At 36.3% G+C, this 13,068-nt stretch carries 13 protein-coding genes; 6 read left to right on the top strand and 7 right to left on the bottom strand.

All coding sequences use genetic code 11. From position 1 onward, the window contains the following. Window positions 1-7 precede the first annotated feature (7 nt). From H7A25_22635 to thpR, 7 genes are all read right to left on the bottom strand, one after another. Entirely contained in the window at window positions 8-238 is a 231-nt protein-coding gene (locus H7A25_22635) for a hypothetical protein (protein MCP5502713.1), read from the bottom strand. A 19-nt stretch (window positions 239-257) separates the two neighbouring features. Next, window positions 258-656, bottom strand: coding sequence for a hypothetical protein (locus H7A25_22630; protein ID MCP5502712.1), 399 nt, complete (start codon window positions 654-656; stop codon window positions 258-260). A 320-nt stretch (window positions 657-976) separates the two neighbouring features. Further along, window positions 977-3,388, bottom strand: a complete 2,412-nt coding sequence (locus H7A25_22625) for a HAMP domain-containing protein (GenBank protein ID MCP5502711.1) — start codon at window positions 3,386-3,388, stop codon at window positions 977-979. A gap of 181 nt (window positions 3,389-3,569) precedes the next feature. After that, complete coding sequence (gene proC, locus H7A25_22620) at window positions 3,570-4,337, bottom strand: pyrroline-5-carboxylate reductase (protein MCP5502710.1); 768 nt, start codon at window positions 4,335-4,337, stop codon at window positions 3,570-3,572. A 3-nt stretch (window positions 4,338-4,340) separates the two neighbouring features. Beyond that, window positions 4,341-5,837 carry a hypothetical protein gene (locus tag H7A25_22615; GenBank protein MCP5502709.1) on the bottom strand — a complete coding sequence of 499 codons (1,497 nt, stop codon included), beginning with the start codon at window positions 5,835-5,837 and terminating at the stop codon, window positions 4,341-4,343. A gap of 1 nt (window position 5,838) precedes the next feature. Further along, the gene (locus tag H7A25_22610; protein ID MCP5502708.1) at window positions 5,839-6,198 is read right to left on the bottom strand and encodes a hypothetical protein; all 360 of its coding nucleotides are present in this window, start codon (window positions 6,196-6,198) and stop codon (window positions 5,839-5,841) included. Window positions 6,199-6,257: 59 nt separating this feature from the next. Next, on the bottom strand, window positions 6,258-6,788 hold the full coding sequence (thpR, locus tag H7A25_22605) for an RNA 2',3'-cyclic phosphodiesterase (GenBank protein MCP5502707.1): 531 nt from the start codon (window positions 6,786-6,788) through the stop codon (window positions 6,258-6,260). A 201-nt stretch (window positions 6,789-6,989) separates the two neighbouring features. Here thpR and H7A25_22600 point away from each other — a divergent pair, with 201 nt between their 5' ends. The 6 genes from H7A25_22600 to H7A25_22575 all read left to right on the top strand — a co-directional run bounded on the left by H7A25_22600 (window position 6,990) and on the right by H7A25_22575 (window position 12,944). Beyond that, window positions 6,990-7,865, top strand: a complete 876-nt coding sequence (locus tag H7A25_22600) for a hypothetical protein (GenBank protein ID MCP5502706.1) — start codon at window positions 6,990-6,992, stop codon at window positions 7,863-7,865. A gap of 138 nt (window positions 7,866-8,003) precedes the next feature. Further along, window positions 8,004-10,244, top strand: coding sequence for a formate C-acetyltransferase (gene pflB, locus H7A25_22595; protein ID MCP5502705.1), 2,241 nt, complete (start codon window positions 8,004-8,006; stop codon window positions 10,242-10,244). After that, entirely contained in the window at window positions 10,241-10,966 is a 726-nt protein-coding gene (gene pflA, locus H7A25_22590) for a pyruvate formate lyase-activating protein (GenBank protein ID MCP5502704.1), read from the top strand. The genes pflB and pflA overlap by 4 nt, the downstream gene beginning before the upstream one ends. A gap of 123 nt (window positions 10,967-11,089) precedes the next feature. Further along, window positions 11,090-12,061 carry a hypothetical protein gene (locus H7A25_22585; protein ID MCP5502703.1) on the top strand — a complete coding sequence of 324 codons (972 nt, stop codon included), beginning with the start codon at window positions 11,090-11,092 and terminating at the stop codon, window positions 12,059-12,061. Between the two features lie 23 nt (window positions 12,062-12,084). Beyond that, window positions 12,085-12,318: a hypothetical protein gene (locus tag H7A25_22580; GenBank protein ID MCP5502702.1), complete on the top strand. Its 234-nt coding sequence runs from the start codon at window positions 12,085-12,087 to the stop codon at window positions 12,316-12,318. A gap of 2 nt (window positions 12,319-12,320) precedes the next feature. Next, window positions 12,321-12,944, top strand: a complete 624-nt coding sequence (locus H7A25_22575) for a threonylcarbamoyl-AMP synthase (GenBank protein ID MCP5502701.1) — start codon at window positions 12,321-12,323, stop codon at window positions 12,942-12,944. The last annotated feature ends 124 nt before the right edge of the window (window positions 12,945-13,068 follow it).

Here is a 13,068-nt window from a genome sequence, read left to right as displayed (position 1 = left end):
TTAAGCTCTAAAAAAGCGATGTCAGGTATCTGTAAATATTTATAGAAGTATAGGGAACAAAGATGATCCCTGTGATGAGAAATGCAATCAATCCGACCTTAAAACCGTTAGGATTGTCCTCTTTAGTATATATTCTTTTAAAAGTATATATTTTTCCAAATTTAATTGCACTAAAAATATTAAATACTATATAAATATTAAAAATTCCCATGAGGATATATTCAATACTATTCTCCATTTTTTCTCCTTTATTCATTTTAATAAAATAACACACGATTGTTTTTATAATCCGAAATATATAGGCCATCAGCACCTTTTCGTATGCTATAAGGTGTCTGTAAGCTACCTGCACTGATTCCGCCGTTATTTGCAGTTCCCGTAGTAAAGCTACCACCCTGTCCCCAGACAACTGTCGCTGTTGTACTTGTGCCGGGATAATATAAGGCACGATTATTGGTGTAATCCAGGATGTAAACACCGGAAGAGTCAGTCAGGCGACCCCGGATAGAAAGCTTTGTTTCCGTTTTATCCTGGTTTCTGCTTAGTTGTAGGAGGCGGATGGAGTTGTCCTTTTTTGAGGATGAATTGAATTTGTTACAGGAAAGAACGAAAAGAAGAGAAAAAAGAAAAAGTAAGGATCTGTTTAAAGACAGCAAAGGCCTGCCTCCCTTATCGATGGAATAAGATGTTTACCATATATGTTAAGTTATGAAATAAATTCAACTAAAAAACGAACAAAAAAGCAAATATATATCATAAATGCTTATATGTTGATAATTAGAATCATTATAAATTTCGAGACAGGTAATAGAGTCTTGAACTATTCGGCCAATTATGTATTCTAATTTTATAAAAAGATTCTCTCATGAATTTATTTCAGATTTCAGGATCGTAAAGAGGAGAATGAGGGATATTTCTTTTTTTAAGAATCCTGGTAAATTTACAAGGATTCTTAAAAAAAAGTGAAGAGATGAAATCAGTGTAACTCGATTTTTCTTTTACCGGCAGCTGAACTATTTTTAATTTTAAATCGTTTTACCATATTTCTGAATGATTCTGCCTGGCTGGCAAGTTCAATGCTTGCGGCTGAACTTTCTTCTGCAGTTGCCGCTACATTCATCGCGACTTCTGATATCTGGTTTACACCTGTAGTAGACTCAGCTACACTTGCTGATTGTTCTATGGAAGCAGAAGCAATATTTTTTACAAGACCGCTTACTTTCACCACACCTTCCGTCATTTCGTTCAAAACCCCGGCGGTACGATTGGCGATTTCTGTACCTACATTGACTTTCTTAATGGCACCTTCAATCAGTCCTGCTGTTTCTTTTGCAGCGGTTGCACTTCGAGAAGCAAGGTTACGAACTTCTTCTGCAACTACATTGAAGCCTTTTCCGTGTTGTCCGGCTCTGGCCGCTTCTACTGCTGCGTTTAAAGCCAGGATATTGGTTTGAAAGGCAATGGCATCAATTTCTTTGATAATCTTTGCAATATTTTCTGAAGTTTCGGTGATTTCTGTCATTGCCGTTAACATAGACTTCATCTCCGTATTTCCCTTTAAGGCCTGTCCTTTTACTTCATTTGCCTGCTGACTAACATCCTCTGCCATCTTTGCGTTGAGGTTCGCCTGTTCTTCGATAGCCCGGAGAGTACTTGTGATCTCGTCAACACTGGAGGCCTGTTCTGTAGAGCCCTGTGATAAGGATTGACTCGAATCGGCTACCTGTTTAGAACTTACTAATATCTGTTCGGCAGCATTTAATATTTCACTGATAAGTTCATTGAAAGAATCGATAGTAGCATTTAGTGAATTTTTAATAATGGCATGGTCTCCGTGGTATGTACCGTCTACCGATACGTCGAGGTTGCCATGAGATAATTCTTGGAGAACCAGGGAAGATTCCTGTAAAGGTTTTATTACTGCATCGAGAGTTTGGTTTACTCCTTCTATAATTCTCTTAAAATCACCATAGTGACGATTTGCGTCAGCCCGAACTTCTAATTCTCCCCTGATAGCAGCTTCAGAAAGAAAATTTGCATCATTGATAAGGTTTTTGAGGTTACCCCTGACCTGTTCAATGATTTCATTGATAAAAGCTTTTTTGCCGGGAAAGGTTTCGAGGGGAGCATCGAAGTTTCCTTTTCCGAATTCTTTGACACAGGCCATGGCTTTCTTTTTTACCGCGATATGGCCGAAAACCATATTATTGATTCCCTCCGCCATTGTTTTATAATCGCCTTTAAATGACTCTGTGGGAATTTTTACATCAATATCTCCTTCATCATGTAAAGAAGACATTTTATTCATTTCGAATATTAGTGTTTTAAGATTACTCCTGACCTGTTCAATGATTTCATTGATAAACGCTTTTTTGCCGGGAAAGGTTTCGAGGGGAGCATCAAAATTACCTTCTCCAAATTCTTTTACACAGGCCATGGCTTTCTTTTTTACCGCGATATGGCCGAAAACCATATTATTGATTCCCTCCGCTACAATTTGATAATCTCCCTCAAATTTTGTAATATCAATTTTTACATCAATATCTCCTTCATCGTGTTGAGAAGACATTTTATTCATTTCAAATATTAAGTTTTCAAGAATATTGAGCATAGTATTTAAGGCAAGGGAGACTTCTCCAATTTCATCTTTACCCGGATTTTTAACTCGTTTTGAAAGAATTCCTTTTTTAGAAATAAATACGATAGTATCCAAAAGTTCCGAAAGGGGTCTATCTATCGATCTATATGTAGTTACACTAATTGTAATGCAGATTACCAAAGATAGGAAGGTAAGAATTATTAAGAGGGTAGATAGTGAAAAAGAAAAACTATTTATATAGGTATCATTTTGGAGAATAGTCGTATTAATTTCTTTTGAAACAGTATCCAGTCCATCTTCTATAGAATAAATTGCTTCTTTGGAACTCAGTAGACTGAGATTTGCAGCTGTAGAATTTTTTAATTTATCAGATGATATATTCGAATAAAGTAATTGCATATTATCTGTATATTTTAAAAATAAAGAAGGTATGTTTTCCAGGAAATCTCGATTCTTACTGTTACTGTATCTTTCTTTTCGAATTCGTTTATTTAATGCAGAAATCAAGTCTCTGGAGTTTTTAGAATGAACTTCCCATTTTGTATAGTAGGATTTTACTTTGTTTTTGTCTTCCAGGTTTAGAAGAATATCTTTCTCATAACGCCTGAGGTTTAGTATATTTATCCTTAGCTCAGCAAGCTCTTTTAAAAATTGAGTGTCTTCCTGGGTTATAAAACTGACTTTCTTTGAAATGGAATTAATTCCAAAAAAACCCGATAAACCGGTCAGTAAAACCAGGATAAAAATTGAACTATATCCAGCAATCAGCCTTCCTTTAATACTTCTCACAAATAAATACCTCACAGTTTTTCTTTTTTATATCCATGATTAAAATATGACAAGAGATTTTTTGGAAAAAAGAGTATCCCTTCATAAAAGTCGGGAACTTTTATTTAAACGTAAGCGAACCGGTGATGGATCGCCTACTTCTCTGAAAAAGTGAGGGCTTATAAAAGGTAAGTGGTTTAGTTTAGGATTTCCCCAGTTCTTTACTTCTTTTGCTGGCTTCTTCAACAGCTTCTATAATTGCATGAGAGAAGGCATTTTTTTCCAGTTTAGATAGTCCGTAAATAGTAGTTCCACCGGGGGAGCTGACTCGGTTTCTTAGCACATAGGGATGAGTTTCCGGATTATTCTTGAGTTCTTCCTCCAGAAGTATGGAGCTACCCTTTACGGTTTGTATAGCTAATCTAAGCGCCTGGGGATAGGTCAAGCCACATTTAACTCCTCCTTCTGCCAGGGAATGTATGAAGGAAAAAACAAAAGCCGGGCCGGAACCGGACAGGCCGGTGACTGCATCCATTAGACTTTCACTTGTAAGAGAAAGTGAAATACCGGAAGAGGAAAAAATTTCTTCCACTAAAGGGTATAAGCTCTCTTCTCCGTAGTAAGCGCTGGCTCCCTCAGCAACCTGAACAGCAAGGTTTGGCATTACCCGAATTATCTTTGAACCTTCCGGAGAGTTCTCTCTTATGCTTTGAATGGAAACTCCGGCAGCAATAGATATGATATTCATCGGTCTGGAAAGTTGATGCAGAACAGAAGGTACCTGAGCTGGCTTGACACAAAGTAGAATGGTGTCTACTGCTTCAAAAAGGGCTTCTAAACTATCCAGAAAAATGTAGTTTTCCGATTTTTTAACAAATGGATCAAAAATATAAATCGTAAATTTCTCTTTTATGGGAAAAGCAATTGCCTTTCCCATATTACCAAAGCCAATAAAGCCAAGTTTTTTCATAGTTTAAAGAACACCTTCTTTAAATTTATCCTGATGAATCTGAAGTTTATAAGTTTTCTTTAGTGTTTCAATTGCTTCTTCCTGCAACTTTTTCATGCGGGAATTTTTTAATTCAAACATTATTTTATCTTTTACTTTTTCAAAGGGCAAAGGGACTGACTTTCCCTGCTTTTTCTTTTCTTCATCGAGATAAGAATACATTTTACCTGCTTCATAAGTCTCTTTTAAATCTTTGTCACTGATGATAATTTCTTTTTCATGTGCATTTTTTAGAAAAAGATTCCAGGCTATATCATTTTTTAGTAGTTCCATTCGCACTTTAAAACGTTCCCCGGAGCGAATAGTTGCAGCTTCTTTTAAGGAATTAATAAGAAGGGAAGGAATGTAAATGTTGTATAAAAACCCCATTTTTTCAGAGAAAAGTCTTCGAGAATCCATTCCTGGAGTCTTGATTCTTACTTTTTCAAATTCTTCTGAAACATCCTTCAGGGTATAATCTTTTTGACCTATGGTAAATAGCTTATCTTCTTCAGAAACCTGTTCCGGTTTAATAGAGGAGGGATCCTTACCTTCAAAAAGAGGATTAAATGAAAAACCTGAACTTTTTTTAATTCTATCATATTCATCAATCCAGATTTGTACCTCGATTTGGTTTTTATAGTGCTCTACTGTCCGGTTAACTTTCGTTTCAAAGGCATTACCGGTTTCAGAATAATATTTTGCTAAACCCTGTTCTTCCGGTTTTGCATTTTTTTTAAAAGCTTCTGCCAGACCTCTTAATTCATTTAATTTCTTGCTAAAATATGTCTTTAACTCAGAAAGCTTGACTTTGTCTTTTTCCAGCACGCGATATACGTAAAGGTTTGAATCCGGATCTTTTGAGATAAAAAAATCTTTATTTCCGCTTTTTATCCCTTCAGAAAAAATTTCGTATAAGGGATTGGTACCACAGGAAATACAAAAAGGTTCTAATATGCCACCAATAGGTTTTCTTCCATTTTCTTCGGTATTTTCTCTCATGAAGGAATAAATCTCAGAATCCTGCTTCATGGCTTTGAGTTGTTTTAATTGTTCATCTGCTTTTTTTTGATTGGCTGATTTATCCGGATTTCGTCGAATATAAGAAAATTGAATTACTGCAAATTCAGCCTGCTTATCAGATGAAGCTTTTTCTGAAAATTCTTGCCTGTAAACATTGGAAATTATCTGTTTTTCTGCTACAGATAGTACATCTGTAAACTCTTTATTACGAGTCAGACCTTTTTTATCGGCATCGATGTAGGCAATTTCACGTAAAGCTATGGCTTCAAGGATAGAAATCTGGTCTTTAAGTGCCGGTTTATTTCCTCTACCGGAAAGACCGCTGGCCTTATAAAAATTACGGAATTCTTGAATAGTAACATTCCCTCCCTCAAAACTAGCAAGGGGGGTATTGGATGATGGTGAACAGGTATGCAGTCCTAGTAGAATGCATACGATACCTATATATTGTAATTTCATGTTAGTACCTGAAAGCATGTTTTTCTGTCTTTTTAATCTGGATTTCTTGTTTTTGTTTGGGGATAGATTCAAGCTTTTTTTCAATAAGAGACTCGACATCCCTGGAAAGATTGGGATTTTTCTTCTCCAAATCTTTTTTTGTAGAGGCCTGTTCTAATACTTCATCCGGAATATCTATAGATAAAGAAAGTATCTTATCTTTTTTATTTTCCAGACCTTCAATTTCTGAATTTATAGTCCGGGTGATATTCTCAGAATAAGTTCGGTTGTTAGGAATTTTTTCTATCGTATCTTTAAGTAAGTCAATATCCTCATCGATCATTCTTAAGATATTCACTAATTGTGTGATTTTCAGTTTCAAAATCCCATTTCCTCAATTCGAACTTTCTCATACTACCCATTCTATGCAAGAATGAAAATTTAAAAGAAAGAAAAAACTTCTTCAATTTTATAGATAGCTCCTTCCTTTTTTAAAACACTGGAAAAAAGCTGAAATTCATCGATTTCCGGTATTTCTATTGAAATATTTGCATTTTCTTCTAAATATTCCGGTAAGCCGGGCGGAATCGATTTAAACCTTCCGAGGGTAATGTGAGGCACATAGGATTGTTTTTTTAAGCGAAATCCGAGACTTCTCAGGATCTTTTCCTGCGCCTTTTGAACCTGTGTTAAAAGCGGGTTTTCATATAAGCGAAAAAAAATTACTCCCGAACCATCATTCATCATGAAGGTTCCGCAGCCTTTACCGGAAAGTGAAAAATGAGAAGAGTTTACTTCAGAAAGAGCTTCTGATATATCTGCAATTCTCTTTTGCTCTACTTCTCCTAAAAAGCTTAGAGTAATGTGAAAGTTTTCTTTTTTGACGACTTTAACACCTTCTAAGCCATATACGATTGACTCTAATTCTTCTTTCGTCTCTAATGGAAGATCTATTCCTGTAAATAATCTCATATAAACCAGTTTTTTCTTTGTATCGCTTTGTATAGCACAATAAAATTTCTACTTTTACAAGTCAGACTTTGAACTTGTAAGAAAAATGAAAAAATATAACCTTTTTTAGATAAAAGTAATACTTTTAATATAGTATATAAATGTTTAAAAAAAACTAATTTTTAGTCATATTATATTGGGGAAAAAGGAGTGGTTAAGATCATGAATACAACACAAAAATCAGAAGCCAAATATTTCTTTGAAGATGTTCAGATTAATACCATCAGAAATATTCTTAACTATCTTACCTGTGAAGAATTTATTAAGATTCTTAATTTGAATAAAAATAAAGATGAGTTTATTAACCGAATCCTTTACTATCTCTGGATTTTTAGAGATGACAAAGAAGTTCAGGAGTTTATTAATTCAGGAATTTTTCCCGCAGATGTTCTTTTTCAGTTTATCTATTTTGGATACGGGAGATGGATACTTGCAGATTGTGAGCCGGAAGAGTATTTTATACAAAATTTGGATATATTTAATCCCGCAAAATGTTTGAATATCCTTTTAAATACAGAGGTGATTAACTCAGATCCAACTTTAGCTATGTTTTTTATTGCAAATTTAAGTATAGAGCTCCTAGAAAAATTTCTTTATTGTTCCGAGAGAAAAAACGATGCAGCTGATTTTTTCCTGGAAATTTTCAATACACTTGAAGAAGCTAATATAAAGAAATACTTTATTAAAAATCCGGGAATATATAATTACATCCTTCGTCTATTCCAGAAAAAAAAATTGACATCTAAAAAATACCAAATTATTTATGATAAATATAAAGAAGATTTTAAAGTCATAGATAAAGTCTCTTGCATTTGTAAAAAAATAGCAAAATACGATGCATTGTGTTTGTCAGCTTCTAATGAACTCGATGGAAATAGAATTGCAGCTATTGTCCGTGAAGTAAGAGGGATTAGTAATGTAAAGGAAATTATATCTCTCTTGCAGTACAAAAAAATTTTCCATGATGAAACAGAAAAATGTATTGTGTATAGTGTTTTAACAGATGACTTTTTTAAGCAATTTCTCAGAAATCCATGAGCTCTTTATTTCCTCCCGGAGTTGATATTCGGTTTCTTTAAAAAAAAACTGTTTAAGGGTTGACTCCTTTTATACGAATGTTATTTTTCTAAATATTCGGATATTATAGTTTTTTATAAAAAAAAGGGGAGTGTTTTAATGGAAAAAGTGCAGTACCCGGAGTGGCTGGGTTTTGAGCAGGGAAAATGGGTAACAGAAATTAATGTTAGGGATTTCATACAAAAAAATTATACACCCTATGAAGGAGATGATTCCTTTTTAGAAGAACCTACAGAGAATACAAAAATACTCTGGAAAGAAGTTCTGGATCTAATGAAAATCGAAAGAGATAAGGGGATTTTAGACGCAGAAACAAAAGTAATTTCCGAAATCGATTCTCATGGCGCAGGTTATATTGATAAAGAAAGAGAAAGGATTGTAGGTTTTCAAACAGATAAGCCTTTAAAGAGAGGAATCATGCCTTTCGGTGGCTTTCGGATGGTAAAAAAAGCCCTTGAATCCTATGGTTACTCCTTAGATAAAGATACGGAAAGTATATTCAATTATCGTAAAACTCATAACGATGGAGTTTTTGATGTCTATACACCGGAAATGAAAGCAGCGAGGGGTTCCGGGATTATTACAGGTTTGCCGGATGCCTACGGCCGCGGTCGAATTATAGGTGATTATCGCAGGGTAGCTTTATACGGAACGGATCATTTAATAAAATCAAAAAAGAAAGAACAAATGGCTCTTGCAAGGCTTTTAGATTTGACTTCTCCCGTAATTCGAATGAGAGAAGAACTGGCCGAGCAGGTTAGGGCTTTAGAGGCCTTAAAGAATATGGCGAAAATGTACGGCTTTGACATCAGTCGTCCGGCAGGTAATGCTCAGGAAGCCATACAGTGGACCTATTTTGCTTATCTGGCTTCTACCAAGGAGCAGGATGGAGCTGCCATGTCTTTAGGAAGAGTTTCTACCTTTCTCGATATTTATATTGAGAGGGATTTTAAGAAAGGAATTCTGAATGAAAAAGGAGCTCAGGAGTTACTCGATCATTTTGTGATGAAGTTAAGGATGATTCGGTTTTTACGACCTCCGGAATATAATGAGCTTTTTTCCGGTGACCCGACCTGGGTGACAGAAGCAATAGGAGGAATCGGTCAGGACGGACGTTCACTTATCACCAAAACTAGTTTCCGCTTTTTACATACATTAACAAATCTTGGACCGGCACCGGAACCAAATATTACTGTCTTATGGTCAGTGAGACTTCCGGATAAATTTAAAGAGTTCTGTACAAAAGTTTCTATTCGTACCAGTTCTATTCAGTATGAAAATGATGATCTTATGCGCCCGGAATATGGAGATGATTACGGGATTGCCTGTTGCGTTTCCGCTATGGCTATCGGGAAGCAAATGCAATTCTTTGGAGCCAGAGCGAACCTGGCAAAATCCTTATTGTATGCGATTAATGGAGGAAGGGATGAAATTACCGGGGAGCAAATCGGCCCTGCCTTTGCGCCTATAACCTCGGAATATCTGGAGTATGAGGAGGTTATGGAACGTTTTGATTTGTTCCTGGATTGGTTGTCACATCTTTATATAAATACCTTGAACGTGATACACTATATGCACGACAAATATTGTTATGAACGTATACAAATGGCCTTACACGATAAAGATGTCGAAAGAACTATGGCCTGCGGGATTGCCGGTCTTTCGGTAGTAGCTGATAGTCTTTCGGCTATTAAATATGCAAAGGTGAAAGTTATTCGCAATGATGCGGGCATAGCAGTTGACTTTGCTATCGAAGGTGATTTTCCAAAATTTGGTAATAATGACGATAAAGTAGATAGTATAGCCAGTATGCTTGTGAAAAAGTTTATGGACAAGCTCAGAAGAAATGCAACCTATCGCTCATCAGTTCCGACCCAATCGGTTCTGACGATTACATCCAATGTGGTATACGGGAAAAAAACCGGGAATACCCCGGATGGAAGGAAAAAAGGAGAACCCTTTGCTCCGGGTGCTAACCCCATGCACGGAAGAGATACAAATGGAGCTCTTGCTGTTTTGGGTTCAGTAGCCAAATTGCCTTATGAACACGCCAGAGATGGAATTTCTTATACATTTTCGATTGTTCCAAAGGCCCTGGGTAGAACAGAAGATGATAAGAGTAATAATTTAAAAGCCCTGCTGGATGGTTTCTTTTATAATGAGGGACATCATATCAATGTGAATGTGTTGGATATAGAAACTTTGAAAGAAGCTATGGAGCATCCGGAAAAATATCCGCAGCTCACGATCCGGGTTTCCGGTTATGCAGTGAATTTTATTAAGTTGACCCGGGAACAACAGATGGATGTTATCAACCGAACTTTTATTGATAGTATATGAAAGGTTTGATACATTCCTTAGAATCCGGAGGTACAGTCGATGGACCGGGCTTACGCTTTGTAATCTTTGTCCAGGGCTGTGCCCTTCGCTGTCTCTATTGCCATAACCCTGATTCCTGGCATTTGAAGCACGGACAGGAATATACTGTAGAGCAAATAGTGGAAGAAGCTTTAAAATATAAAGCTTATATGAAGTTTTCGGGAGGAGGGGTTACGATTACCGGGGGAGAACCTCTTTTTCAGCATGAATTTACCCTTGAAATTTTAAAACGTTTGAAAGAGCAGAATATTCATACAGCAGTAGATACCTCCGGGTTTTGTAACCTACATGTAGCAGAGGAATTATTACCCTTTGTAGATCTCGTATTATTGGATATCAAATCGTTTCTGCCGGAGGTCTTTTTTAAAGTGGCTTACAGGCCTATTGAACCAACTTTGAGATTTGCAAAGTATTTACAGGAAATTAACAAGCCTGCCTGGGTGCGATTTGTCCTGGTTCCGGGACTTACCGATTCAGAAGAGAATGTCAGGGGTGTTGCTGAGTTCATTTCAGATATGAGGAATATAGAAAAGGTTGAAGTATTACCTTTTCATAAATTAGGCGAATATAAATGGAAAGAACTGGGTTATAAATACCGGCTTTCCGATACTCCTCTTCCTACAAATGAGCTGATTCAGAGAGTAAGGGGGATTTTTAGTTCTTACGGTTTGCAGTTGCACTAAACCCTGTCGATTCAATTTTTTTTTGACCGGTGACTTAGAAAGAGAGAAAAGTTGACGATAATAAGCAAAAGAAAAACATGGAATTTTATCCAATAAATTTCTCAAAATGCGGGGATATTCATTATGAAATTTAAGATTTTACTACTTTTACTCCTTTTTCCGGCTTTTATTTTGGCTCAGAATACAAAACCCGAAGCAAACAACAGGGTAATTGCACCTAATCCGGCCTCAAATTCCGACGGAGCAGCGAAAGAACCGGAAAATAAGGAGAAAAAGCCTTTAAAATACGAGTCAGGAACCGTACAGGTAGATCCCCGTTCTGTATCGGTCAATTTTAAGCAGAATAACCTGCTTATTCTGAAAAAACTCAAAAGTTCCTTACTGAATTTTGGAATGGAAGAGGATTATAAAAACCTGATGAAATCCTATATTGAAGCTACTCTTTTATTTCAGGAGAAAAAATATCTGGAATCCAGAAGGGCTTTTGAGGGGAATTACGGGGAACTAAACGAAGCTGCTAAAAAAGTAATTGAGAAGAATAAAGAAGTTCAGGATAGCCTGTATAAAGAAGTTTCATCCCAGGTAGTTGAATTAAAAATCGAAAGGGATATGGGAGATGCTTTCACTTCCAGTCTGGAAAAAAATCTTTCCGTAGCTACCGATCTTTCTATGACCGCTGCTTCTGAAGTCTCAAAAGAAGACTTTATAGAAGCAAACGAGAAATACAAAAGAGCAAATTACCAACTCATACGCATATTATATGCCATTAATAAGGATAAAAATAAAAACCTTAAAATCGCTGAAAGAGTCCAAAAAAACCTGTTGATAGAAGAAGACTATATACCGGCTGATAAGCTAAAACTTTATGATGAAGCCCGTAACCTCATACATGAAGAAAGAGAAGAAATCCGTAAAAAAGAAAGAGAAGCAGCTAAGCGCGGTATTGAGGCTCGTTATGGTGATCTGGGGGCTTCGGAGCAGCCAAAAGACTCTGCTTCTGCAGATAAAAAAGCTGAAGAAAACACAAATCCTGCTAATCCTGCCGATTCAAAGACTCCTCCGGCAGGGGATAAAGCTCCTAAACCATCCAAATGAAAATCTCCCGTTTTAAGCATTTTTTGCCTATTATGATAGTGCTGCTTCTAACAGCACTATCCTGTCGTAAAAATAAAAAGTTTAACCAGTCAGTCAGAGACTGTGATACTATTTCGAATTATTATGAAGATAGTACGCATTATATAAATAAGGAATTTCTGACAGAGGAAGGAGTGTTGGATTACGGAAAACTAATGAAGCAATACGATTCGAGGCATTCATTTTGTAATCCGAAGAAAACTCTGGATAGGAAATAAATATGTTAGAATATCTTCATCCGGTTAACCCGGAAATTCGCAAGTTAAAACAGATATCGGAAGACCTGAAAGATGGAGCTGTGTACATTTTCCCAACCGATACAGCCTATGCTTTAATAGCAGATTCTCTTTCTCATACCGGTGTGGAAAAAATTTTTAATATTAAGAAAATCGATAAAACTCAGCATTTGTCCATTCTTTGTTCGGATATTTCTATGGCTTCGGGTTTTATTGAGTACTTGCCAAATGATGCCTTTCGGTTTATGAAACGTTTGACTCCGGGCCCCTTTACTTTTATTTTCAGAGCCAATAAAAACATTCCTCGCGTTACTCTTTCAAATCGCAAGTGTAAAAGCCTGGGAGTGAGGATACCGGATAACATCTATATCCAGGAGCTTTTGAAAATTCATGGACGTCCTTTAACTTCTACCTCGGTAGTGACAGGAGACGAAGGGTATACAGACGTCGGAATACTGGATGATATATACGGATCAAAGGTAAGAGCCGTTTTTGATGGAGGGATTGTTGATACGGAATTCTCTACGGTATTGGATTTTACTGGAGATGAAATGGTAATTCTCAGAAAAGGAAAAGGAGCTGAACTTCTAGAACTGGTCCATACCTGAAAGATTTTTATATCCTCTATACTCATTCAATATTTCAGAGCAATTTTAATTTCCTGAGATAATATTCTGAATAAAACTCATCTTCAAAAAAAAATTACTGAAAAAGCAGGGCTTTTTTTGTACT

Source organism: Leptospiraceae bacterium (genome assembly GCA_024233835.1).
Classification (GTDB): domain Bacteria; phylum Spirochaetota; class Leptospiria; order Leptospirales; family Leptospiraceae; genus JACKPC01.
The sequence above is the reverse complement of the archived record's forward strand: the minus strand, read 5'-3'. Positions and strand labels throughout refer to the sequence as shown.